At 63.4% G+C, this 23265-nt stretch carries 21 protein-coding genes; 11 read left to right on the top strand and 10 right to left on the bottom strand.

The features are described 5' to 3' along the window. Positions 1-114: 114 nt before the first annotated feature. The 6 genes from AWB82_RS13390 to AWB82_RS13365 form a co-directional block, all read right to left on the bottom strand. Positions 115-1392, bottom strand: a complete 1278-nt coding sequence (locus AWB82_RS13390) for a hypothetical protein (RefSeq protein WP_086967766.1) — start codon at positions 1390-1392, stop codon at positions 115-117. Positions 1393-1537: 145 nt separating this feature from the next. Further along, the gene (locus AWB82_RS13385; protein WP_086967764.1) at positions 1538-2068 is read right to left on the bottom strand and encodes a hypothetical protein; all 531 of its coding nucleotides are present in this window, start codon (positions 2066-2068) and stop codon (positions 1538-1540) included. Positions 2069-2094: 26 nt separating this feature from the next. After that, positions 2095-3027 carry a CsgG/HfaB family protein gene (locus tag AWB82_RS13380; RefSeq protein WP_086967762.1) on the bottom strand — a complete coding sequence of 311 codons (933 nt, stop codon included), beginning with the start codon at positions 3025-3027 and terminating at the stop codon, positions 2095-2097. A gap of 18 nt (positions 3028-3045) precedes the next feature. Continuing rightward, the gene (locus AWB82_RS13375) at positions 3046-3486 is read right to left on the bottom strand and encodes a curli assembly protein CsgF (protein ID WP_086967760.1); all 441 of its coding nucleotides are present in this window, start codon (positions 3484-3486) and stop codon (positions 3046-3048) included. A 58-nt stretch (positions 3487-3544) separates the two neighbouring features. Further along, positions 3545-4123 (bottom strand): CsgE family curli-type amyloid fiber assembly protein, encoded by a 579-nt coding sequence (locus tag AWB82_RS13370; protein ID WP_159462584.1) that lies wholly within the window; start codon positions 4121-4123, stop codon positions 3545-3547. 359 nt (positions 4124-4482) lie between these two features. Further along, positions 4483-5391 carry a LysR family transcriptional regulator gene (locus AWB82_RS13365; RefSeq protein WP_086967756.1) on the bottom strand — a complete coding sequence of 303 codons (909 nt, stop codon included), beginning with the start codon at positions 5389-5391 and terminating at the stop codon, positions 4483-4485. A 112-nt stretch (positions 5392-5503) separates the two neighbouring features. Here AWB82_RS13365 and AWB82_RS13360 point away from each other — a divergent pair, with 112 nt between their 5' ends. Next, positions 5504-6325, top strand: a complete 822-nt coding sequence (locus tag AWB82_RS13360; protein ID WP_086967754.1) for an alpha/beta fold hydrolase — start codon at positions 5504-5506, stop codon at positions 6323-6325. A gap of 25 nt (positions 6326-6350) precedes the next feature. Here the strand turns inward: AWB82_RS13360 and AWB82_RS13355 are convergent, their stop codons facing one another. From AWB82_RS13355 to AWB82_RS13345, 3 genes are all read right to left on the bottom strand, one after another. Beyond that, a complete protein-coding gene (locus AWB82_RS13355; protein ID WP_086967752.1) occupies positions 6351-6608 on the bottom strand; it encodes a DUF4242 domain-containing protein in 258 nt (85 codons plus the stop codon). A 57-nt stretch (positions 6609-6665) separates the two neighbouring features. Beyond that, complete coding sequence (locus AWB82_RS13350; RefSeq protein ID WP_086967750.1) at positions 6666-10301, bottom strand: ATP-binding protein; 3636 nt, start codon at positions 10299-10301, stop codon at positions 6666-6668. Positions 10302-10604: 303 nt separating this feature from the next. Then, on the bottom strand, positions 10605-12155 hold the full coding sequence (locus AWB82_RS13345) for an alpha/beta hydrolase (protein ID WP_086967748.1): 1551 nt from the start codon (positions 12153-12155) through the stop codon (positions 10605-10607). A 120-nt stretch (positions 12156-12275) separates the two neighbouring features. Here AWB82_RS13345 and AWB82_RS13340 point away from each other — a divergent pair, with 120 nt between their 5' ends. Next, positions 12276-13658: an NAD(P)/FAD-dependent oxidoreductase gene (locus tag AWB82_RS13340; RefSeq protein ID WP_086967746.1), complete on the top strand. Its 1383-nt coding sequence runs from the start codon at positions 12276-12278 to the stop codon at positions 13656-13658. 134 nt (positions 13659-13792) lie between these two features. On the opposite strand, the gene AWB82_RS13335 is transcribed toward AWB82_RS13340, so the two are convergent. Beyond that, complete coding sequence (locus AWB82_RS13335; RefSeq protein ID WP_086967744.1) at positions 13793-14710, bottom strand: LysR substrate-binding domain-containing protein; 918 nt, start codon at positions 14708-14710, stop codon at positions 13793-13795. 178 nt (positions 14711-14888) lie between these two features. On the opposite strand from AWB82_RS13335, the gene AWB82_RS13330 reads away from it, so the two are divergent. The 9 genes from AWB82_RS13330 to AWB82_RS13290 all read left to right on the top strand — a co-directional run bounded on the left by AWB82_RS13330 (position 14889) and on the right by AWB82_RS13290 (position 23227). After that, complete coding sequence (locus AWB82_RS13330; RefSeq protein WP_086967903.1) at positions 14889-15959, top strand: ABC transporter substrate-binding protein; 1071 nt, start codon at positions 14889-14891, stop codon at positions 15957-15959. Between the two features lie 28 nt (positions 15960-15987). Then, entirely contained in the window at positions 15988-17067 is a 1080-nt protein-coding gene (locus AWB82_RS13325; protein WP_086967742.1) for an ABC transporter ATP-binding protein, read from the top strand. After that, entirely contained in the window at positions 17054-17926 is an 873-nt protein-coding gene (locus AWB82_RS13320; RefSeq protein WP_086967740.1) for an ABC transporter permease, read from the top strand. Before AWB82_RS13325 ends, AWB82_RS13320 begins: the two co-directional genes overlap by 14 nt. A 15-nt stretch (positions 17927-17941) precedes the next feature. Further along, positions 17942-18739, top strand: a complete 798-nt coding sequence (locus AWB82_RS13315; RefSeq protein WP_086967738.1) for an ABC transporter permease — start codon at positions 17942-17944, stop codon at positions 18737-18739. Then, positions 18736-19863 (top strand): NAD(P)/FAD-dependent oxidoreductase, encoded by a 1128-nt coding sequence (locus AWB82_RS13310; protein ID WP_086967736.1) that lies wholly within the window; start codon positions 18736-18738, stop codon positions 19861-19863. The genes AWB82_RS13315 and AWB82_RS13310 overlap by 4 nt, the downstream gene beginning before the upstream one ends. Before the next feature lie 7 nt (positions 19864-19870). Further along, positions 19871-20239: a (2Fe-2S)-binding protein gene (locus tag AWB82_RS13305; RefSeq protein WP_086967734.1), complete on the top strand. Its 369-nt coding sequence runs from the start codon at positions 19871-19873 to the stop codon at positions 20237-20239. Beyond that, positions 20229-21644, top strand: coding sequence for an FAD-dependent oxidoreductase (locus AWB82_RS13300; protein ID WP_086967732.1), 1416 nt, complete (start codon positions 20229-20231; stop codon positions 21642-21644). Before AWB82_RS13305 ends, AWB82_RS13300 begins: the two co-directional genes overlap by 11 nt. Then, on the top strand, positions 21637-22803 hold the full coding sequence (locus AWB82_RS13295) for an NAD(P)/FAD-dependent oxidoreductase (protein WP_086967729.1): 1167 nt from the start codon (positions 21637-21639) through the stop codon (positions 22801-22803). Before AWB82_RS13300 ends, AWB82_RS13295 begins: the two co-directional genes overlap by 8 nt. Positions 22804-22873: 70 nt before the next feature. Next, positions 22874-23227: a RidA family protein gene (locus tag AWB82_RS13290; RefSeq protein ID WP_086967727.1), complete on the top strand. Its 354-nt coding sequence runs from the start codon at positions 22874-22876 to the stop codon at positions 23225-23227. Positions 23228-23265 lie beyond the last annotated feature (38 nt).

Raw genomic sequence — 23265 nt, 5'->3', positions numbered from 1 at the left:
TGCCGCCTTCATGTCGTCGCGCAACTTCTCTCGGCACAGCAGCTATACAACGGCGGAGAGCGGCTTTTCAAACCGCTCTCCGCCCGCACTGCAACCCACCAATAGTCGCGCTTTTTACTTCTGAACGACGACAGCCTTATTGAACGAACCGCCTTGGGTGATCGCAGCCGCATTGCCGATACCGCTCTGAGTCACCGAGCCGTAGTTGGCGTTGCCGACCTGGATAATCGAGGCCGTGTTATACGCACCGGCTTGCGAAGCGTCCGCCGAGTTCAGGTAGCCCACTTGCGCGAGCGCCATCTCTTCATACGAGCCCGACTGCTTGCCCTTCGCAGTGTTGAAGCCGCCGCCCTGACCGGCCAGCAGCGTCGATTCGAACGCGCCCTGTTGCGTCAGATCCATGTTGTTGCCCGAACCAACCTGAACCGCGACTGCCAGGTTGTTGCCACCGTCCGTCTGATGAACGGCCGCCGTATTGCGATCACCCGCCTGAACCACGTACGTGTGGTCGTTGGCTTCGCGATACTGATCGACGTATGCCGTGTTGTAGGCCGAGCCGGTTTGCAGGATCGTCGTCGTTTCGTTGGTCGCGTTGCCCTGCGTCACCTGGGCGTAGTGCGGAGCGCCCGCGCCGCTCTGGTCGATCTTAGTCGTGTTGCCGCCGCCGTTTTCCGAATGGACTTGCGCGCGTGCGAAGTCGGCCTGCTTGATCGACACGTTGTCGCCGATTTCCGAAATCTGCTCGATCTTGCCGTCGTTATGATCGCCGCGCTGGTCGATGCGCGCCGCGTTGTAGCCGCCGTTCGTCTGCGTCACCGTCGCGATACCGTTCTTGTTGCCTTGCATGATGTCGACGCGGTTGCCGATGGTGGTCGTCTGCGTGACGGTCGCCGTTGCGCCGTCGCTCACGCCTGCGGTCTTGCTCGTGCCCTGGTCGATGTTGACCGTGTTCCAGCTGGAGCCGGTGCGATTGATCGTTGCGGAGTCGTTCTTGCCGAACTGGGTGACGGTGTCCTTGTCGTAGGACGAAGCCGTTTGCGTCACGTTTGCCGAGCTGTTGCTGCCCGTTTGCTTGATGGTGGTCGATTCACCGATCGCCTGCTGTTGCGTGAGGGTCGCGCTCAGCTTCGATGCGCCCGACACGCCAGCCGCGTTTTGCTGGATGTCGGTCACGTTGCCGCCGCCGTTGCTCGACGTGACAGTCGCGCTCGACCCGTCGCCGTTTTGCTGGACTTTTACGCGGTCATAGCTGGATGAAGTCTGCGTCACGCCGGCGGTATTGCCGTTGCCATACTGCTCGACGATCGCGCCTTCGCCGACCGATGCGGCAAAAGCCGACGTCGAAGCCAATGCTGCCAGACCCATAGCGATGATGATTGCCTTTACTTTCATTTTTATGCCTCGTTGACTTGATGTTTTATAAGCAAATAAATTAGCTACCCTAACGGCCGACAACCCCCGCTGACGACCGGTCCTGCCCACCCACACACCCCAACACCCACACTTCCAAACTGTGCTACCTGGTCTCCTCGCCTGCCTATTTCATGAGAACTGCCGCCCGGGCACCGCCGGTCTGCGTAACCGACAGCCCTGAGCCGTTCCTGCTCTGCACTATCGAAATCTCGTTGTTGTTGCCGAGCTGCGTCACCTGCGACGACATCGAGTTCCCGACCTGCGTGACCGTTGCTTCGTTACCGCTGCCGTTCTGTACCGCGATAGATCGGTTGTACTGGCCCGCCTGATACCCGGTGTAAAGATTGGCGGCGCCGCTTTGCTGAAGCACCGTCCAGTTGTCGTTGCCAACCTGTGCCGTCGCCGCCGCGTTCGCGATACCCATCTGATTGGCCATCAAACCATTTTGTCCCGCCTGAATAGCGTTGAGACGATTACCCTGGCCCTGTTGCGACACATGAGCGACTTGCGTCGAACCGCCGAAGCCCGGTTCGGGCGGACCGAAGTCCGAGACCGACGACAGATCCGCCGCGTACACCGCGAGCGACACGACCGCGCCGAGCGCCGCGCACAGAGCGAGTTTCGATGTGCGCATGGGCAGACGCGCTGATTTCATGCTGATCTCCTTCTCGTTGAGACGGTCTAGCTACCGATGGTCTTCGGCGGATCGATCTTCACCGGGCTATACGGCGGGTTCACGTCTTCCATCGTCTGCGCGTAACCCTGGTTTTCCTGCAGATAGCGCTGCACCGTCGGGTCGTACCAGTCCTTCATGTCCTTGAGCACCCAGGTCTGGTTCGCGACGCCTTGCACGATCAGATGCACGAGCGCCGATTCGATCGCCTCGTTCACGCACAACTGCTGCGGCTCGTTGCGCGTCATGCCGGCTTCGGCCTGCAGCAAATCCTTGAAGCCGATGAAGCGATACACGCCGGTATCGACCTGAATCGAATAGATGGTCTTGGTCGTCGACACGCTGTTGAGAATCGTGCCGTTGCGGATATCCACGGCACGGAGGTTCACCGTCACCTGATCGACGCGATACTGCTGCGACGCGGAAATCCCCAAGTACGCGACGCCCGCGCCACCCGTGCGAATGTTCGTGTCGTAACCGACGATGCCGCCTTCCAGCACGATGCTCGCCGGCGCCAGCGCGCCGATCTGCGGTATCGCGTTCTTCCTGTCGTCCGGCGTTTCCAGTGCGCGCATGATCTTGCGCTCGGTCAGCAGGTCCTGAAGGTTTTCGCGCTCGACGGGCGTGAACCAGCCGGAATCGCGCATCGCCTTCACGAGAAACGAAGCGCCGCCCTGCGTCACCTGCGACGAAAACGAACTGTCCGGCGACGGCTTGTACTGGCCCGTCAGATCGCGAAAACCGTACACGGCCGCGACGATGCGCCCTTTCGGCGGCGGCAGGTGCGTGAGATCGCGCGTGACGCGCGTCGGCGGCGTAAGCGTCGCATTGCCCGCGGATGGCATCGGCGTGGTGACGCAGCCGGTCAACAACATCGTTGCCATGATCGTGGCGCCCAGTGCCGCGCGCGTCGCGATGGTCGTGATAGCTTGCTTGTTCATTTCGTATGGGCGCTCGCGTTACTGGCCGTTGCCGACGACGAAAGTCGTCGAGGCACCCGTGGTCTTGTCGGTCGTCGTCACTTGCAGATTGCCGCCGGTGACTTGCGTGATCGCAATCGAGAAGTTGCCGGTGTTGATCGTGCCGGGATGCAGCGTGCCGTCCGTGCCGACGATGGAGCTAGAGATCGACGACGCGACGCGGGACAGAATCGCCTGCTGCAACTGCGTATTGAACTGATCGAGCGTGGACTGGCCGCTCGTGCCGAGGCTGGCGGTCGACGGATCCTTGTACTTGTTCTGTGCGTTCGCCTCGTTGAGCAAGTTGGTTCCGTTCAGCGGATTGCCGCCGAAGTTCGGATTCACCGGCTCATACACAAGCGATGTGGCCTGGGCCGTGATGACCGGCAGCGTAAGCGCGCAAGCGAGCAACGCGCGTTTCAAGAGCGCATTCGTTTTCATTGCGTTTTCCCCGTATTTTTTTGGCCTTACTGCATCTATTTTTTATGATGCGTTTTTTTTATAGTTCGTCCGTCGCCATGTCGGCGTCGTGGAACAGCAGGCGAGTCAGGTCGGCCTGCATCACGTTCTGAAACGCGATCTGCGCCGCGCCTTCCGCAATCGGCTTCACGTTCGAGCGGGCAATCGGCAGGAACGCCTGGAACACGCGACGCTGACCGTACTCCACCCACACGAGGCTGCCGTAACGCGGCGACGGCCGCTCGTGCACCGAGACGATGTAACGCTCGGAGAGCGGAATGGCGCTCCACGTCTGCGCGAACCACGTGTAGAAGTCCTGCCCTGCGAGCGTCACCGTGTCCGTGGTGACGACGCCACCGAGTGCGTCGTCGAGTGACTGCTTGCCTTCGACATCGACGGTGCGCGAGCGCGGCGTGCCGGCGAGCGTGGCGCTCTTGTCGAGCGACGATGCGGCATTCACCGTGCCGCGCGGCGTGAGAGGCGCGCCATTCGCGGCGGGCAGCGCGGTGGTGTTGCCGACCGGACCGGGCGCCGGCGTGCTGGGCAGCGAAATGAGCGGTTGAGCCTGGGACGTTGCGTTCACGTTCACGTTCACGTTCACGTTCAAGGCCGGCGGCATTTCCGCATCCTGAGCGCTCGCGTGCGTCGCAATGATTGAAACCCCGATGCACACTGCGACGACCCGCCCTTTGCCGGGCGCGTTGTTCTTTTCTCGCTGCATGACTTCCCCGTAAGTCTTTGGCCGCTATGGTGCTGCCTTCAGACGATCTGTTTTAAGCGTTTTGTTTTATTTGTACGACGGGATGGATTCTCCGTAATAACTTGTAACAGCTATGTTGCCTGCGCCACATTCATCCGAGGAAACTTTCAACAAATGAAGCATTGACTGAAAGCGTTGCGTCGATGTTTTCGCGCGTTGACGTAAGGAAACGTTTGCTGCTCCGTAGCGCGCGGGAAGGCGATGGATGCCGACTCTTTTCACTGTCGATCCCAAGGCGGTTCATCGCCGAACGCTTCCGCAAGGTAATCGACGAACCGCCTCACTTTAAGCGGTATGCGCCGTGCGCCTGGATAAACCGCCTGGACCACTAATTCCGTGGCACGGTAGGCCGGCAGCAGCGCGACAAGCTCACCGCGCCGCAGATGCTCCCCAAAGACGAACGTCGGACCGTACGCAATGCCGACGCCAGCGAGCGCGGCGGACAACAGGATTTGCGTGTTATTAGCCGAAATCCGCGAAGGTCCTTCGATGACAAACGCGCGGTTCTTCGCATCGAACAATGTCCAGTCTCCCGCGGACACGGCCTCGCTAAAGACAAGCCTCGGCGCCTGAAGCAGATCGCCGGGCTTACGCGGCGTCCCTTGCCGTTCGAGGTACGCACGCGATGCGCATACGACCATCCGGCAAGGAGCGATCCGTCGTGTAACCAGTGCCGGGCCATCTAGTCGCCCTATCCGGATCGCGACGTCTATGCCTTCATCGAGCAGGTCGATATAGCGATCCCCGAGAACCACTTCGACATTCACCTGCGGATGGTCTTCAATGTAACGCGCGACGACTGGCCCCAGATGCATCGCGCCGAACGTAACCGGCGCTGCGATTCGCAGGACGCCACGCGCCGTACCTTGGGAATCGCTGGCCTCCCGGTTGGCGTCGTCGAACGCTTCGAGAATCTGCTTGCTGCGTTCATAGTAGGCCTGGCCCGTATCCGTCAGACTCAAGCGCCGAGTGGTTCGTTGAAGCAGCCGCGCATTCAGTCGCGCCTCGATTTCACTCACATGCTTGCCCGCCATCGCGGGTGACAGCCCGAAACGCCGCGCGGCCGCAGCGAAGCTACCTTCCTCCACCGCGGCGACGAACACACCAAGACTGGTTAGCCGGTCCATTTCTTCCCTCGATTCGATACCAGGATTATCGACTGTCGCCATTCCGCGGGCAATTATCAAATCAGATGCATGCCTCTACGATTCGTTTATCCAATAAACGGAGGTGCACAAAATGGAAATCGAGACGAATGGCACGCGGATTCACGTCGCGCTGCAAGGCAGCGGAGATCTCGCACTGGTATTCCTGCACTACTACGGAGGCTCGTCCCGCACGTGGGACAGGGTGGCGACTCGTCTATCCGACCGGTATCGCATCGTGGCGACCGATCATCGAGGCTGGGGCGACTCCGACGCACCCGCGGATGGCTACCGTATCGCCGATCTGGCCGATGACGCCGAGGGCGTCATCAAGGCGCTGAATTTGAGGCGCTACGTGCTCGTCGGTCATTCGATGGGCGGCAAGGTCGCGCAGCTCATCGCGTCGCGCCGGCCCGACGGGCTCGAAGGTCTCGTGCTGGTTGCACCGTCGCCACCATCGCCCATGCTTCTCTCGGACGCGGAACGCGCGACGCTGTCGGGCGCCTACCGATCACGCGAATCGATCGAGTTCGTCATCGACCACGTGCTCACCGCGAAGCCGCTCGACGCTGCGTGTCGCGAGCAGGTGATCGAGGACAGCCTGAAGGCCGCGCCGCAGGCAAAGGCAGCGTGGCCCGACGTCGCGATGCGTGAAGACATTACCGCAGCGGTGGCGGCGATCGACGTACCGACTGTCGTCATCGCAGGAGAGCTGGACCAGGTGGATCGCGTCGCTACCTTGCAGGCCGAGTTGCTGCCTCGCATTCCGCATGCGGCCATGCACATTCTTCCGGGCGCCGGCCATCTGTCACCGCTTGAAGCGCCGGCGGACGTTGCGCGGATCATTGCGAGCTTTCTCACGGAACTTGAAAAAAGTGCGCAGTGTGCAGCGTCCCTGCCGATTCCATCGCCATAAGATCGAGGAACCTGTCGGACCACATCTAGCTAAACATTTCCGGCCGCAAGTCGCTTACCTCGATGATCACATCCGCCGGCAGATTTGCCCGGCGTGCCGCGGCGCGGATGGCCTCGGCATTGGGCGCCTCATACAGGCAATAAGTCTTTTTCTTGTCCGCGCTGAGAAACGAAAAGAGCCACTCGACGCCTTCTTCGTCGTTGATTCGCTTCACCGTGGCCGCACTGTCGCCCGTGACTTCGAGTTGTTCCGCAAAATTACGTTCGATCATGAAGCGTGGCATGGCATCCTCCTCGGGTAGTGACGGCCCATTGCACGTCAGACCGTGCGATAGCCTGTGCTAATTTCGGGTCCCTGCGCCGGTCTGCGCGCCACCAATGCGCTCGACGAGGGCGAACATCTTGAGTCTTTTGGCTTCGGCCGCCGCAATCGAGAGCAGATCTTGCGCTCGTGCTCCGTCGTCGATGCGATTGCGCGCCGCCAGCATGAGCGCGTATTCGTGCCGGCTATGGGCGAGCCAGGGCCAGGCTCGCAAGCGCTCGTCCATGTGCAGCGCGTATTCGAAATGCTGTTCCGCGGCCGACCAGTCGCCGAGCGCATGGGCCAGCATGCCGAGAAACCGTGCCGCAGATCCGCAGCAAAGGGTAAAGACCGGAACCGTGACGGCCTGATCGCCGAATGGCAGCAGAAGGGAGTAAATGCGCTCCGCATGTTTGAGGTCCCGCAGGCGCGCAGCCACCTCCGCCAGGTAAGCCAGCGTGACCAGCCGCTTGCTGTCCACGGGGACGCCTTGTTCCGCTTCCGCAAGCCGGTCGAGATTGTCGCGAGCCTGCGCTTCGAAGCCGAGATCGCAGCAGATCAACATGAATCCCGGTCGCCATGTCGCATCCTCGGAATGCGCGTCGATCAGGCGCTTGAAGATCGGCGCCACTTCGGCGAGCCGGCCCTGTTCGCGGCGAATCGAGAACATCTGCATGCCGTAGACACCGGTTGCCAGATTCGCGTCGGCGCTCTGGGCCATCTGAAGGGAGTCGCGCGTCTTGTGCTCCGCCTCGGCGAAGTCGCCGACGAGTATCGCTCGCATCGCCTGTGCGCCCGTCACGCACCATTTGTCGACGAAGTGCTGTCCGCTGGCGGCAATCTGCCGATACCGCTCCAGCGCGCTCTCGAATTGATCGATCTCGCCGATCTCCAGGTAGCCGGCAAGACATCGAGCGCATGCATGACCGATGGTGTGCGCATCGCCGAGATTCTCCGCTATCTGCCTCAATTCCAGCAACACGCTTTCACGCTCCGAAAACCTGTCCGCGGACAACGGGAGCGCGCCCACATGCATTAATTCGCATGCCAAAGCATCGAACAGGCTCGGCAGGTCGTTCAGGCGTCGCGCGAGTGCGACGGCCTCCAGCGCAAATTCGCTGCTTTGTTCCCGCGCGCCCGTCATATGGACGGTGCGGACGAGGCGACTCAAAAGGCGGCAACGCTCGACCGATTCCTCGGTGCCAGTCAGGGCGAGCGCCTCTTCCAGTAGCGAAAGCGATGCGTCGCCAGAGCCTTCAAGGAAGGTCTCGGCAGTGTCGAAGTCCAATGCTGCCTGAACGAGATACGACGTCATTTTCTGCTCGCGGGCAATTCGAGCCGCCTCGCGGAAGGTCACGACCGCTTCGCGTTGGGCCAGTCGGAGTTCCGCCCGGCCTCTTGTCAGCAGCAGAGGCAACAGGTGCGTCGCACGATCCCGATCGACGTAGGCGCATCGGTCGATCAGTTCAAGTCCACGCTGCACATGGGCAATCGTCTCGGCGTAGGCGGCGCCTCCAAGCGCCCGTTCCCCGGCACGCTGCCAATAGCCGATCGCGCGATCCGGCAGGTCGGCGGCAGCGAAGTTCTGCGCGATCAGTTCGGGTTGGCGCTCAACGATGTCAGGATAATGTTCTTCGAGAGCAGCGGCGATTAACGCGTGGTATTGGCGTCGGCGCGCAAGCAGCAGGGATTGATATGCGATCTCCTGAATCAAGGCGTGCCGAAACAAATAGGTGTCTTCCTCCGCGAGTTTCCCTGAAGCAGGAACAACGATTTCGGCTGCGATCAGGCGATCGAGCGTCTCCTGAAGTTCGTTCTCTGACCGGGACGCAATCAGCGCAAGCAGCCTCTTGCTGAACTCACGTCCGACTGTGGCCGCAATCTGGGCGGTTTCCTTGACGGTCGGCTCAAGCCGGTCGAGCCGGGACAGCAGCGAGCCTTGCAGCGTGTCGGGAATCGCGAACGTCTGCGGCGTGCCTTTCACATCGTATCGAACGCCGGCATCCTGCAACAAATCACTCTGCAGAACGGCCTTGGTCAGTTCCTCGACGAAGAGCGGTACGCCGTCCGTCTTGGAGACGATCTGATCGACTACGAGATCCGGGAGCCGCTTGCCTCCCGTCAGCCGCTCGACCATCGCCACGCAGTCGCGGCGCGACAGCCGATCGAGATTGAGTTGCACGAGATGAGGAAAGGTCCAGTCTGGTTTGAATTCCGGCCGCGCCGTGATCAATACCAGCAGCCGGGCGGAAACGAGTTGTTCGAGCACGAGCCGAACGAACTCAAGGGATGACGGGTCGATCCAGTGCGCGTCTTCGACCACGACGAGCACCGGCTGAACGCGCGTCGACGCTTCGAGCATGGCTATCAGCACGTCCAGTGTCCGGCGCTTGAACGACGGAGAAGATGTGTCGATCGCCGGATGCCGCTCGCCTGTCGGGATTGCAAGCAAGTTCGTAAGAACCAGAAGTGTCTCGTCGACCTGGACGCCGAGTCTTGCGACTCCTGCCTTCAGCCGCTCGGTATCCAGCGCGTCCGATGCGTCGGGGCCGACGCCAAAAAAGCGTTGTAGCCAACGCAGTACCGGCCAAAAAGGGCTGTTGCGATAATACGCGGAACAGTGCAGCGGAACGGTCTCGTGCGTGTCTTTATCGATGCTGTCGCAAAGGGCCCGCAGCACGCGAGATTTTCCGATGCCGGGTTCGCCGGTCAGCAGCACGCAGCGCATTTCGCCATCGGCGCTCTGCTTCCAGCGTTGCAGGATCATGTCGAGTTCCGCAGTCCGGCCGACTAGCGGCGTCACACCGTGGAGCGCCCTGAGTTCGAAGCGATCGATCGCATCCGCGTGTGCAAGGACGCGTTGGACCCGGACCGGCCCGGTGACGCCCTTCAGTTCGCGCCAACCGAGGTCTTCGAGTTTGAACGATCCTTCGATCAGGTGTTGTGCCGTCGGTCCCACCACGATCCCATCCGGCGGAGCGAGCGCCTGCAGCCTTGCAGCGATATTCGGCGCTTCGCCGACGATCGCCTGATGATTCAGCGACGATCCCGCTCCAATTGCGCCAGCGACGACGAGTCCCGTTTCGATTCCGATACGAACGTGCAGGCGCACGCCGTATTCGCTTTCGACGTGATCGTTAGCCGCGCGAAGCGCCGCGACCGCAGCAAGCGCGGCGAGCACCGCGCGTATGGCATCGTCTTCGTGCGCATTCGGGTAGCCGAAATAGACGAGCAGGCCGTCGCCGATATACAGCGCGATATGGCCTTCATGAGATTCGATCGCGCGTGCACAGGCCCGGTGATAGCCGCCCAGAAGGCGTCGCATGTCCTCGGGATCGAAGCGCTCGCCTAGTGCTGTCGAATCGATCAGGTCGACAAACATGACTGTGACTTGCCGCCTCTCGGCCTCGATGGCGCCAGGTACAGGCGACGAAGACAAGGCTGCGCAATCCCGCACCCGCTCGTGCGCATGTGCGTGGGCGTCGGTCCGCGCCGCGAGCCGTTTTGCGAGCCCTTTCGCGAGCCGCTTGCGGTCGCCGAGTGTAAGGCCGAGTTCCTTCAGGTCGCACTCGGAAAGGTCTCCGAGCACGTCCCAGTCGATCCCTTGCGCGATGAACTTCGCAGCGTGCGCGCCGAGGCCAATCTGCGCTAACCATGCCGCCAGATCGTCGGTCATTGCTGCACCTCTGGAATACCGCCCAACGTTATCATCCGCGAGGTGGTGAGACTTGTCACGCGCCTTCGCGCCCGTTTCGGCGCATGACTGGAGAGGGCGCGGCGATGAGGCTTCTTAAGTATTCGCAAAGAACATTACGCGGCCTGGTGATTCGCTGATCCGACGAGAAAAGCCGCTGCTTTTAGCGGCTCGGTCCTGCAACGGTGTATTCGGACGCCTCCAGTCCGCGACCGAAGCTCTACGTTCGGAAGTCAGCGTCCGAGGTTGTCGGAACTGGCTCTATGCCGCGTTTCTCGTTCGCAGTTACGCAGCAAGACCATCGACAAATCGCCTGATGTTGTCCAGGACGGGCCGTTGATCTCCTGCGAAGGCCCAGTGATCTGCCCCGTCCAGCTCGACGTACAGAGCATGCGCGATATGGCTGGCGAGATGCCGCCCGGCGCCGATGCGAACGGCGCGGTCGTCGTGACGGTGCAGCACCAAGGTCGGCACGGATACCCGGCCCAGAAGATGCCGCACATCCATGTCGCGCAATGTTTCGAGCACGCCCTTGATGGCTCCGGGACTCGACGCGGCCCGGAGCATGCCCGCCCACCAGGCTCTCGCCTGAATATCCCCGCACAGGCTCGGCGCGAATGTCTCGATGCCTGCGGGCCCGCCCCAGCCTGCAATGAGTTGTCGCAGCCACGCGTCATACTGACTTGCCTGCAGCGCATAGGGATAGTCGTGCGTCGCGGTCCCCTTCGCTAACGAGCCGAAAAGAATGAGGCCGGCGACGCGATTGGGGTGATCGACGGCAAACTTGATGCATGCAGGTCCGCCCTCCGACGCGCCGAACAGCACGACCCGACGGCTGCCGGCGGCGTCGAGCACGGTGCCGATGTCCTGCGCGGTCGCGTCGACGCTCGGATTGAACCCGACCCGGTCGGATAGCCCGACACCGCGACGATCGAGCAAGATGAGACGGCCCATTCCGGCGAGGGAGGACAGAAACGTTCGGCACCGTGGCTCCTCCCACACCCGCTCGACGTGAGAGACGAAACCGGGCAGCAACAGAACATCGAGCCGGCCGGCGCCGTAGGTCTGGAATGCGAGATGGACACCGCCGCCGCTGACATAGCGCGTCGACGGCGGTTCCTCGATGGACAACGTTGCGCTGCCACTCAGCAGCGCGCACGTCTCGGGTTCGGGCGCCACATTGAGTTCATCGCTAAGGCGCTGCGTGAGGGCCTCAAAGTGCCGCTGGGCCGTGGCCCGGTCTCCGGCGAGCAGGAAGTTGCGGATGAGGTGACGGCCGTACACCTCGCTAAGCGGATCGAGCTCGACAAGACGGCCAGCGTGCGCGGCCGCCGCGGCATAGTCACTGGCCGCATTCTTGTCGTGTACCACTCGCTCAAGCGCCTGGATCGCCCGGCCCCGCAATGCCTCCCGGCGAAAGAAAGCCCACTCGTCGAACTCCGGGCAGTCGCCGGGCGAAAAACCCCCGAGAAAGTCGCCGGAATACTCGCGGCACGCCCGCTCGAACTCGCCGCGGTCGCAAGCCTGCTCGAATAGCTGCGAATCCACCTGCACGTCGATCGACTCCGACCATCGAACCGTTGACCGGTCGATGATCAGAACGTCGTCGCCGAGCGCGAGGTGGAGGCGATGCAACAGACGACGCAACCGCGCCCGCACGACTTCTTCGCGGCATTCCGGCCACAGCATCGTGGCAAAGGCGTCGCGCCCGACCGACGTCTTCGCTTCGGCCAGGTAGACCAGCAGAGCCAGGCCCTTGCGCAAGGCCAGTTGGCACAGCCGGCCGTCCCGACGAATCTCCGGAAATCCAAGCGTTCGCACGCTGAACATAGCCATGGCAAAGGAGCCCTCGACGACGGCGTCCGGGGGACGCTCAGGGGACGACGCAATCCTAGCATTTGCCTTCAGACGATGGCCGCTGGGCGCATCGCGACAAACCTGAACTGGAGGATTGCCATGAAGAAACTGGGCGAGCATGCCGTTGTGATCGGCGCCGGCATAGGTGGGCTCCTGGCCGCCCGCGTACTGTCGGATTTCTATACCCGTGTCACCGTGCTCGAACGCGATGCGTTTCCGGCAGCGGACACGCCGCGCAAAGGGGTGCCACAGGGTCGTCATACGCACGGGCTCCTTGCCCGTGGCAGCGCGATATTCGAGGACTTCTTCCCCGGATATAACACCGAGGTCGTCGCGCAAAGCGGCGGTCTGATCGGCGATGTAGCCGGGGATGTGATCTGGATCGGTCGCAACGTCAGGCTTGCTAACGGCACAAGCGACCTGAGCGGTCTGCTTGCGAGCCGTCCGGTGCTCGAAGGTCATCTGCGTCGACGGCTTTTGGGGTTGCCCAACGTGCATGCCATGGAAAATTGCGCCGTGCGGGGGCTTGTCACCGGTCCCGCTTGCAGGAGCGTGACGGGCGTGCGTGCATGTGTCGAGGGCAAGCCGGACGAGACCATCGCGGCGGACCTGGTCGTCGATGCAACGGGTCGTGGCTCGTCCAGTGCTGCGTGGCTTGAAGATCTCGGCTACCCCGCACCCGCCGATGAAAAGGTCGAGATCGGCATCTCCTACATGACCCGTACCTATCGGCGCCGGCCGACCGATCTCGACGGCAAGCACGGTATCGTCGTCGCCGCCAGTGCGCCGAACTGGCGCAACGGGGTGATGCTCGCGCAGGAAAACGAAACCTGGATCGTCAGTGCCGGGGGATATCTTGGCGACGACGCACCGCACAACGACGAGGGCTTTCTCGCGTATCTGGCGACGCTGCCGACCATGGAAATTCATGACGTCGTCGCAAGAGCGGAGCCGCTGACCGATTACAGGCGCTACCGCCACGTCTCCAGTCTGCGCCGGCGGTACGAAAGGCTCGCGCGCTTTCCCGAGAATTACCTCGTTTTCGGTGACGCTATCTGCAGCTTCAATCCTGTCTACGGGCAGGGCATGACGGTCGCGGCGGAGGAAGCGCTGACGCTGCATCGGTGCCTGTGCGCGGGCTCGGCCAACCTTGCGCGTCGGTTCTTCGGAGCGGCCGCGAAGATCGTCGATATTCCCTGGGACATCGCGGTTGGCAACGACTTGCGCCATCCACGAGTCAAGGGCGCGCGCCCGCCGATGATGCGCTTCATCAATTGGTACATCGGCAAGCTGCATCTTGCTGCGACGCGCGACAGCACGTTGACGACTGCGTTTCTGAAGGTTGTCAACTTGACGATGCCGCCGTCGTCGCTGCTCAGCGCTGCGATCGTCAGACGCGTCTGGCAGGGCAACCGGCCGCCCGCACTATTCATACCCTCGCCTGCAATCGACGAAACGAGGCGCAATAGCGCGTCCTCATAACCCGCAATGACGGCGTTGTAGTTCATCTCGACCCACATCGAATCGATATTACTACGGCATCCTTAGTTATAGAAAAGACCCGCCACTCTGCCTTCCAATGAAACACGCCGCGCTGAACGCGTCGAGGCTGCGCGCTACCTTTTTTTCGCAGCCTCGCCGGCCTCGGCCAGCAACTCATCGTGCAAGTCGCGCAGCACTTCCACGAACGCCGAAGCAAGCCGCTCCTTGGGCCGGTGCGGTGGAAAGAGCAGATACGTCGGAAAGCGTGTGACCGGCAGGAACGGCCGGATGACGATGCCCGGTCCCGCGAAGTCGCGCGCGACGATGGGATGCGCGAGCGTCACGCCCATGCCGTGGCGAACCATCTCGCAGCACATCGCGGTGTATTGCGCCTCGATGGCAAGCACGCGCTTCACGCCTGCGCGCTGAAAGACCTCGTCCATCAATGTGCGCGTGCCATCGCCGTGACATAGCGAGATGAACGATTCCCCTTCCAGGTCTTCGGGGCGAATATTGCGCTTCGCCGCGAGCCGATGGTTCGCGGGCATCACGCAGACGGCGGGAACGTCCGATAACTTCTCGACCTGACAATCGGACGCCTCGCTGACATAGACCGCCACGCCCAGATCGCAGAACTGCGATGCGGTCCAGTGATTCACCGTCCCCGACGTATTCACGTGGAGCGAGACGGTCACTTCAGGGAAAAGCGCATGAAAGCGCTTGATCGCATGCGGCACGAGCGTGATGCCGGCCGATGGCATGGCTGCGATGCGCAGACGTCCGCTCCCCAGATTGCGGATCTGCGCGGCCGCGTTCGCGAGTCCCTGCAAGCCGACGAACGCGCGCTCGACTTCGCGAAAGAACGCCGTGCCTTCGCTCGTCGGGATGAGCCGCACGCCGCTGCGCTGGAAAAGCTGCAAGCCCGTTTCGCGTTCGAGTTGCGAAATCAGGCGGCTCACGTTCGGCTGCGACGTGAACAGCGCCTTGGCCGCGGCCGTCATCGATCCCGCCACCATGACCGCCCGAAACGCCTCGATGTGCTTCAGATTCATGCGTGCTAACCCTTAAGTACCGACCATGACTGTCTGGGAATGTATATCAACCATGCATAGATTGGTATTTTATTAGTATTGGACGATATGACTCGACAGCGCGACACTCGGTTCATCGACGGGCCGAAAAACCACATGAAGCCCGCCTCCCCACGCCCCCGCAATGGAGATCCACGTCATGAGCAAAGCGCTGCATCGCCGTTTATCCGCCTTCCCCGCACGCAGCGCTATCGCCGCCGTGGCGTTCGCCGCGGTCTTCGCCGCGCCGCTCGTCGCTCAGGCCGAAACCACGTTGTATGTCGCCAACGTCGGCGGCTCCAACGAACAGCTTTATCGGCAGAAGGTGATTCCGCCGTTCGAGAAGGCGCACAACGTCAAGATCGTCTACGTGGCGGGCAATTCAAGCGACACGCTTGCCAAGTTGCAGGCGCAGAAAGGTCATCAGCAGATCAACGTCGCGGTGATGGACGACGGCCCGATGTATCAGGCCATGCAGATGAACCTGTGCGCGAAGCTCGACGATGCACCTGTCATGAACGACGTCTATCCGCTCGCGAAGCTGGGACCGACCGCGATCGGCGTCGGCATGGTGGCGACGGGTATCGGCTATAACGAGGAAGCCTTCAAGAAGGCCGGCCTGCCGCCGCCCGATTCGTGGAAAGCGCTCACCGATTCGCATCTCAAAGGCAAGCTCGGCGTGCCGCCGATCACCAATACCTATGGCCTGCATACGCTCGTGATGCTCGCGCGGCTGTCCGGCGGCGGCGAGAAGAATATCGAACCCGGCTTCACGGCGATGACGAAACAGGTCGCGCCGAACGTGCTCTCGTGGGCGCCGACGCCCGGCGAGATGGACGGACAGATGCAGTCCGGCGACGTGATTCTCGCGCCGTACGGCAGCGGCCGCGCCGTCGCGCTTCAGAACACGGGCTTTCCGCTCAAGTTCATCTACCCGAAGGAAGGCGCGGTCGCGTTGCAGGTGGCGGCGTGTGTCGTCGCGGAGAACGCGCAGCCGCAACTCTCGCAACAGTTCGTGCAGTACCTGCTGACCCCGGAAGTGCAGATGCTCCAGGCGCAGAACATCGGCCTCGGCCCGGTCAACAAGACGGTGAAGCTGAGCCCGGAAGTCGCGGCGCGCGTGCCTTACGGTCCCGACCAGGTCGCGAAGCTGACCGCGATGGACTGGGCGACCATCAACCAGCATCGCACCGAATGGACGGAGCGCTGGAATCGCTCGGTCGAGCGCTAAAAACGCATCTGTCCAAGGAGCGACGCTCATGGCATTTCTGACTCTGCAAGGCATCTCCAAACGCTACGGCGATTTCACGGCGATCGAACAGCTCGATTTGTCCGTCGAACGCGGCGAACTGCTTTCGCTGCTCGGCCCGTCCGGTTGCGGCAAGACCACGGCACTGCAGATGGTCGCGGGGTTCGTCACGCCGACGACCGGCCGCATCCTGCTCGATGGCCGCGACATCACGAACGAGCGCCCGGAAAAGCGCGGCATCGGCGTGGTGTTTCAGAGCTACGCGTTGTTTCCGCACATGACAGTGGCGGGCAACGTCGGCTTCGGGCTGGAGATGCGTAAGGTCAAGCGCCGTGAGCGTGACGAACGCATCGCGGAAGCGCTCGCGCTCGTGCGGCTCAAAGGCCTTGGGCACCGTTATCCGAAGGAATTGTCGGGCGGCCAGCGGCAGCGTGTGGCCATCGCGCGCGCCATCGCGATGGAACCCGAACTGCTGCTGCTCGACGAACCCATGTCGAACCTCGACGCGAAGCTGCGCGAGGAAATGCACATCGAGTTGCGCGCGATCCAGAAGCGCCTCGGCATCACGACGATCCTCGTCACGCACGATCAGGTCGAAGCGATGACGATGAGCGACCGCATCGCGGTGATGCATCGCGGCACGATCGCGCAGTTGTCCACGCCTTACGATGCCTACGAGCGTCCGACGACCCCGTTCGCATCGACGTTTCTCGGCCGCACGAACACGTTCGCGGGTGAAGTGCTGTTGCGCAATCCGCGTTGCGCGATCGTCGATGTCGCGGGCACACAGTTGCATGTGCCGCACGAAGGCCGTCACGTGGACGGCGCGGTGAACGTCTATATCCGCCCGGAGAAAGTGCATCTCGCGAATGGCGACGCGCGCATCAAAGGCCGCATCGTGACGCGCGTGTTCGTCGGCAATCAGTGGCTGCTCGAAGTGGACACGTCGCTCGGCAAGCTGCGCGTCGCGCAGCCGAACCACGGCGCGCCGCCGCCCGGGGAAGGCGATGAAGTCGGGCTCGACTGGACCGACGACGACCTGCGCGTGCTCACGCAAGACGGCAAGGAGACGCTTCATGGCCACGCTTGACGACGCCCGCCCCGGCGCCGCGCCGTGGCTTCTGTCCGGGCCCGCGCTGCTGCTCTTCATCGGCCTGTTGCTGGTGCCGCTCGTACTCACGCTCACGCTCTCATTCCGAGTCTTCAGCGATACGGCCGGCGTCACGTCCGCCTACACGCTGTCGAACTACTGGGAAGTGGTGAGCGACCCGTACTACGGCACGATCTTCCTGCGCACGGCGGGCCTCGCTTTCAGCGTGACGCTGTTGTCCATCGTGCTCGGCGTGCCGGAGACGATCATCCTCGCGCGCATGAAAAAGCCGTGGCAATCGGTGTGTCTGCTGATCGTGCTCGGGCCGCTGCTCATCTCGGTCGTCGTGCGCACGCTCGGCTGGCAGATTCTGCTCGGCAACAACGGCGTGCTCAACACCGTGCTCCAGGCGCTGCATATCACCGACGAACCCGTGCGCCTCGTCTTCACGATGACCGGCATGATCATCGCGCTCACGCATGTGCTCGTGCCGTTCATGGTGATGTCCGTGTGGGCCAACATGCAGAAGCTCGATCCGCAGGTCGAATGGGCGGGCCGCTCGCTCGGCGGATCGCCGCTCAGGGTGTTTCGCCGCGTGGTGCTGCCGCAGATCATGCCGGGCGTGCTGTCGGGATCGATCATCGTGTTCGCGCTGTCGGCGTCCGCGTTCGCCACGCCCGCGCTGATCGGCGGACGGCGGCTCAAAGTGGTCGCGACCGCCGCTTACGACGAGTTTCTCGGCACGCTCAACTGGCCGCTCGGCGCGAGCATCGCCGTGTTGCTGCTGATCGCGAACGTGGCCATCGTGATGGGATGCAGCCGTCTCGCGGAACGCCGCTTCCGGCACATCTTCGACTGAAGCGAGGATACGCACATGAAACAGAACGGCCCTCTCGCCCTCGTCTTCAACGCGCTTTTTCTGACGTTCATCCTCGCGCCGCTCGCGGTCGTGATGCTCGTCGCGTTCACCGACAAGGGCTTCATTTCGATGCCCTTCGATGGCGCGTCGTTCCGCTGGTTCCACGCGATCATCGAGAACGGCGACATCGTCTCGGCCTTCTGGCTTTCGATCAGGCTCGCGTTCGCGGCGGCGACCATCGGCGTGCTGCTCGCGGTGCCCGCCGCGCTGGCGATTGCGCGTTACCGCTTTCCGGGCCGCGCCGCGCTGACGAGCTTCTTTCTCTCGCCGATGATGATTCCCGCCGTCGTGCTCGGCATCGCGTTCCTGCGCTTTCTGTCGATGCTGCATCTGTCGGGATCGTTCTGGTCGCTGGTGTGCGCGCATGTGGTCATCGTGTTGCCGTATGCGCTGCGGCTCGCGCTGTCGTCGGCGGTCGGACTCGATCGCGACGCCGAACGCGCCGCGCTCTCGTGTGGCGCGAGCCGTTTCACCGCGTTCCGCCGCGTCGTCTTGCCGATGATCCGCACGGGCGTCGCGGGCGGCTGGGTGCTGTCGTTCATCCAGAGCTTCGACGAACTGACCATGACCATCTTCGTCGCGACGCCCGGCACCACGACGCTGCCCGTCGCCATGTACAACCAGATCGCGCAGACGATCGATCCGCTCGTCGCTTCGGTGTCGGCGGTGCTGATCGTCGGCACGGTGCTGCTGATGATTCTGCTCGACCGCATGGTCGGACTCGACCGCATTCTGATCGGAGAAGCCCGATGACTTCCGTTAGTCCCGACGTACTCGTGCTGGGCGGCGGCCTGGTGGGTTCCGCCGTCGCATACGGCCTCGCCCGCGAAGGCGCGCGCGTGACCGTGCTCGATGAAGACGATGGCGGCTTCCGTGCTTCGCGAGGCAACTTCGGCCTCGTGTGGATTCAGGGCAAGGGCTACGGCCTGTCGCCGTATGCACGCTGGTCGCGCAGCTCGGCGACGCGCTGGCCGAAGCTCGCGCAATCGCTGCTGGACGAATCGGGCGTCGATGTCGCGTTGCGTCAGCCCGGCGGCTTTCACTTCTGCTTCAACGATGCCGAACTCGCCGACCGCGAGAAACGCCTGTCGACGCTTCAGGCCGAACTGGGCGACTACCCGTATCAGATGCTCACCGGCGCCGAAGTGCGCGAGCGCATTCCGCAAGCCGGCCCCAAGGTGATCGGCGCGAGCTATACGCCGATGGACGGCCACGTGAACCCGCTCAAACTGCTGCGCGGTCTTCATACGGCGATGCAGGCGCGCGGCGTGCGCCTTGTCTCCGGCGAGCGCGCCGAGCGCATCGTGCCCGAGGCGAACGGCTTCGTCGTGCATGGCAAGCGCGGGACGTATCGCGCGGGGCGCGTCGTGCTCGCGGCGGGTTTGGGCAATCGCACGCTCGCGCCGTTCGTCGGACTGAACGCGCCCGTGGCGCCCAATCGCGGCCAGGTGCTGGTGAGCGAGCGCGTCGCGCCGTTCCTGCACTATCCGACGCTCAACGTGCGTCAGACCGACGAAGGCAGCCTGCAATTCGGCGATTCGATGGAAGAAGTCGGCTTCGACGATTTCACGACGACGCCCGTTCTCGCCGACATCGCTCGCCGCGCCGTGCGCGCGTTTCCGATGCTCGAACACGTGCGACTCGTGCGCATGTGGGCCGCGCTGCGCGTGTACAGCCCCGACGGTTTCCCGGTCTATGACGCGTCGGAGAAACATCCGGGCGCGTTCGTCGTGACGTGCCACAGCGGTGTGACGCTGGCCGCCGCGCACGCGATGCGCATCGCTCCGTGGATTCTCGGCGCGCCGATTCCCGACGAACTGCCCTCCTTCTCCGCGCGCCGCTTCGAGCACGCACAGGAACCGACTCCCGCACATTGAGCACGACATGACTTCATCGACACACACGCTTTTCAGGCCGCTGCCGGGCGCGGACGCCGCGAGCATCGACATTTTCTTCAACGATCGGGCCTTGACGGTGCCAGGCGGCCGCTCGGTCGCGGCGGCGCTGCTCGCGGCGGGCGTGTCGCGGTTTCGCGCGACGCCGGTTTCAGGTGCGCCGCGCGCGCCGTACTGCATGATGGGCGCGTGCTTCGAATGCCTCGTCGAGATCGACGGCGTACCGAGCCGCCAGAGCTGCATGGTCGAAGTGCAGGCCGGCATGCGCATCCGTTCGCAGGAAGGCGCGCGCGACCTGCCGCCTGCTTGCGCCACCGACACCGCCGATGCATCGCCGGAGAACGCACATGGCCGCTGAACTCGCTTCCTCCTCCGCCGAAGCCGTCGATGTCGTCATCGTCGGCGCGGGTCCCGCGGGCATGAGCGCAGCCACGCGCGCCGCGCGTGCGGGCCTCAAAACCGTATTGATCGACGAACAGGATGCCGTCGGCGGACAGATTTATCGCGGCATCGGCCGCGCCGATTCGCGCCGCAAAGAGATTCTCGGGCCCGACTACGCGGCCGGCGGCACGATTGCGCAGGCGTTCGCGGCATCGGGCGCGCGGCATATAACGAATGCGACCGTCTGGCAGGTCACGCGCGAGCGCGGGATCAACTATTTGCGCGACGGCAAGATCGGCAGCTTCGAGGCGCGGCGCGTGATTCTCGCGAGCGGCGCGATGGAGCGTCCGTTCCCGATTCCCGGCTGGACGCTGCCCGGCGTGCTGACCGCGGGCGCGGCGCAGATTCTCCTCAAAAGCGCGGGCGAAGTGCCCGCTGCCCCGCCGATCCTCGCGGGCTGCGGGCCGCTTCTGTATCTGCTCGGCTGGCAATACGTGCGCGCCGGCGTGCCGATTCGCGCGCTCGTCGATACGACGCGTCACGAAGACCGCTGGCGCGCGAAGCGTCACATGTTGTCGGCATTGCGCGCGTGGCCGTACTTAAGCAAAGGCCTGCAACTCATGCGCACGCTGCGCGAAGCCGGTGTGCCGATGTTCGATGCCGCCGACGACCTGCGCGTGGAATCGCGTATCGGCACGGACGGCGCGGAGCGTGCGAGCGCACTGAGCTTCACGACGCAAGGCACGGCGCATCGCATCGAAGCCGACGTGATCTTGCTGCATCAGGGCGTCGTGCCGAATACGCAATTCACGCAGGCGCTGCGCGCTGGGCATCGCTGGGACGACGCGCAGCTTTGCTTCACGCCGACGACCGACGGTTGGGGCGAACTCGACGTGCCCGGCATCTTCATGGCGGGCGATGGCGCGGGCATCGGCGGTGCGCAGGCGTCGGCGTTGCAGGGCGCGCTCGCGGGCCTCGCGGTGGCGGCGCAACTCGGCGCGGTCGATACCCGCACGCGCGATCTCGAAGCGATGGCGCTTCGCCGCGATCTCGCCGGTGTCATGCGCATTCGTCCGTTCCTCGACACGCTGTATCGTCCGCGCGACGCGAACCGCATTCCGAAGGACGACATCATCGTTTGCCGATGCGAGGAAGTCACAGCGGGCGAGTTGCGCAAGTTCGTCGAACTGGGATGCGTCGGGCCGAATCAGGCGAAGTCGTTCGGACGCTGCGGCATGGGACCGTGCCAGGGGCGCATGTGCGGGCTGACGGTGACGGAAGTCATCGCGGATGCGCGCCGCGTGTCGCCCGCCGATGTCGGCTATTACCGCATTCGCCCGCCGATCAAGCCGCTCACGCTCGGAGAACTCGCCGGTGAATGAGACCATCGAAGCGGATGTGATCGTGGTCGGCGGCGGCTTGCACGGTACCAGCAGCGCGCTGCATCTGGCGAAGCGCGGCGCGAAGGTCATCGTGCTCGAAGCCGATTACGTCGCGCGACATTCATCGGGCGTCAACGCGGGCGGCGTGCGTACCTTGGGGCGTCCGTTGCCCGAGATTCCGCTCGCGCTGATGTCGCGTGAAATCTGGCACGGCATGGCGGAACTCATCGGCGAGGACGGCGGCTTCGTGCCGTCGGGGCAACTCAAGATTGCCGAGACCGAAGAAGAACTGCAAACCTGCCGCGAGCGCGTCGCGCTGCTGGAATCGCACGGATTCACGCATGAGAAAGTGATCGATCGCGAGACCGTGCTCGAACTCGAACCCGCGCTCGCCAGACATGTGACGGGCGGCATCTGGGTCGAGCGCGACGGCTACGCGCTGCCTTATCGCACGACCACGGCTTTCCGGCTGGCCGCGCAACGCCTGGGCGTGCGCTTTCTGGAAGGCACGCCGGCACGCCACATCGAACAGCGCGGCGAACGCTGGTTCGCGCAGACGCCGCGCGGCACGTTCAGCGCGCAGAAGATGCTCATTGCGTCGGGCGCGTGGTCCGGCGAATTGTCGAAACAGGCGGGCGAACCGGTGCCCGTTCATCCCGAAGGGCTGATGCTGATGGTCACGCATCGCGTGGCGCCCTTCTGCCGCGCAACGCTCGGCGCGACCGGCCGGCCGCTGTCGTTCAAGCAGTTCGATAACGGCACGGTCGTGATCGGCGGCAAGCTGATCGGCATCGCGGACCTGGCGAATCGTCATGGCGAAGTCGATTTCATGCGGCTCGTGAAGAGCGCGAAGACCGTCACCGATCTCTTCCCGCATCTGCGCAATCTGGGCGTGAACCGCGCGTGGGCCGGCGTCGAGGCTTTCACCGAAGACGAACTGCCGGTCATCTCCGCGAGCCGCACGGCATCGAACCTTTACTACTCGTTCGGCTATTGCGGCAGCGGCTTTCAGCTCGGACCGGGCTGCGGCAAGCTCGTCTCCGAACTGATGCTCGACGGCGCGCCGTCCATCCCGCTCGATGCGTTCGCCGTCGATCGCTTCGATGCGCCGGCCGCTTCGTCATCGAACGCGGACGCGGCGACGCTCGTCGCGCACTGACTCCGTTTTTTGCAACGCCGCGCGCGTGCTGACAGGCACACGCGCGGCTCACATTCGAAGGAAATTTTTCATGAGCAATATCGTTCGCATCGACACCAATCAGCGCATGAGCCGCGTCGTGAAAGCGGCCGGGCTGGTGTTCATCGGCGGTCAGACGTCCGCCGATCAGACGCCCGACATCAAACTGCAAACCGCGAAAGTGCTCGAAAAGATCGATGGCTTTCTGGAGAAGGCGGGCATCGACAAGACGCGTCTCGTGTCGGCGCAAGTGTGGCTGGCTGATATCGGGCGCGACTTCGCGGGCATGAACGAAGTGTGGGACGCGTGGGTTCCCGAAGGCTGCGCGCCCACGCGCGCGACGGTGCAAGCGAAGCTCGCGTCGCCGGCGTTGATGGTGGAGATCGCTGTCATCGCGTTGGGGTGATGCGGAAAGCCTCGCCGGGTTTTGGCGGGGCTTTGTGC

This window comes from Caballeronia glebae (assembly GCF_001545035.1).
GTDB classification, from domain to species: Bacteria; Pseudomonadota; Gammaproteobacteria; order Burkholderiales; family Burkholderiaceae; genus Caballeronia; species Caballeronia glebae.
The sequence above is the reverse complement of the archived record's forward strand: the minus strand, read 5'-3'. Positions and strand labels throughout refer to the sequence as shown.

What these genes read in the sequence shown, in the direction of transcription:
- AWB82_RS13390 (WP_086967766.1), bottom strand. Translation starts at nt 1,392, where the DNA reads ATGAAAGTAAAGGCAATCATCATCGCTATGGGTCTGGCAGCATTGGCT.
- AWB82_RS13385 (WP_086967764.1), bottom strand. Translation starts at nt 2,068, where the DNA reads ATGAAATCAGCGCGTCTGCCCATGCGCACATCGAAACTCGCTCTGTGC.
- AWB82_RS13380 (WP_086967762.1), bottom strand. Translation starts at nt 3,027, where the DNA reads ATGAACAAGCAAGCTATCACGACCATCGCGACGCGCGCGGCACTGGGC.
- AWB82_RS13375 (WP_086967760.1), bottom strand. Translation starts at nt 3,486, where the DNA reads ATGAAAACGAATGCGCTCTTGAAACGCGCGTTGCTCGCTTGCGCGCTT.
- AWB82_RS13370 (WP_159462584.1), bottom strand. Translation starts at nt 4,123, where the DNA reads ATGCCGCCGGCCTTGAACGTGAACGTGAACGTGAACGTGAACGCAACG.
- AWB82_RS13365 (WP_086967756.1), bottom strand. Translation starts at nt 5,391, where the DNA reads ATGGACCGGCTAACCAGTCTTGGTGTGTTCGTCGCCGCGGTGGAGGAA.
- AWB82_RS13360 (WP_086967754.1), top strand. Translation starts at nt 5,504, where the DNA reads ATGGAAATCGAGACGAATGGCACGCGGATTCACGTCGCGCTGCAAGGC.
- AWB82_RS13355 (WP_086967752.1), bottom strand. Translation starts at nt 6,608, where the DNA reads ATGCCACGCTTCATGATCGAACGTAATTTTGCGGAACAACTCGAAGTC.
- AWB82_RS13350 (WP_086967750.1), bottom strand. Translation starts at nt 10,301, where the DNA reads ATGACCGACGATCTGGCGGCATGGTTAGCGCAGATTGGCCTCGGCGCG.
- AWB82_RS13345 (WP_086967748.1), bottom strand. Translation starts at nt 12,155, where the DNA reads ATGGCTATGTTCAGCGTGCGAACGCTTGGATTTCCGGAGATTCGTCGG.
- AWB82_RS13340 (WP_086967746.1), top strand. Translation starts at nt 12,276, where the DNA reads ATGAAGAAACTGGGCGAGCATGCCGTTGTGATCGGCGCCGGCATAGGT.
- AWB82_RS13335 (WP_086967744.1), bottom strand. Translation starts at nt 14,710, where the DNA reads ATGAATCTGAAGCACATCGAGGCGTTTCGGGCGGTCATGGTGGCGGGA.
- AWB82_RS13330 (WP_086967903.1), top strand. Translation starts at nt 14,889, where the DNA reads ATGAGCAAAGCGCTGCATCGCCGTTTATCCGCCTTCCCCGCACGCAGC.
- AWB82_RS13325 (WP_086967742.1), top strand. Translation starts at nt 15,988, where the DNA reads ATGGCATTTCTGACTCTGCAAGGCATCTCCAAACGCTACGGCGATTTC.
- AWB82_RS13320 (WP_086967740.1), top strand. Translation starts at nt 17,054, where the DNA reads ATGGCCACGCTTGACGACGCCCGCCCCGGCGCCGCGCCGTGGCTTCTG.
- AWB82_RS13315 (WP_086967738.1), top strand. Translation starts at nt 17,942, where the DNA reads ATGAAACAGAACGGCCCTCTCGCCCTCGTCTTCAACGCGCTTTTTCTG.
- AWB82_RS13310 (WP_086967736.1), top strand. Translation starts at nt 18,736, where the DNA reads ATGACTTCCGTTAGTCCCGACGTACTCGTGCTGGGCGGCGGCCTGGTG.
- AWB82_RS13305 (WP_086967734.1), top strand. Translation starts at nt 19,871, where the DNA reads ATGACTTCATCGACACACACGCTTTTCAGGCCGCTGCCGGGCGCGGAC.
- AWB82_RS13300 (WP_086967732.1), top strand. Translation starts at nt 20,229, where the DNA reads ATGGCCGCTGAACTCGCTTCCTCCTCCGCCGAAGCCGTCGATGTCGTC.
- AWB82_RS13290 (WP_086967727.1), top strand. Translation starts at nt 22,874, where the DNA reads ATGAGCAATATCGTTCGCATCGACACCAATCAGCGCATGAGCCGCGTC.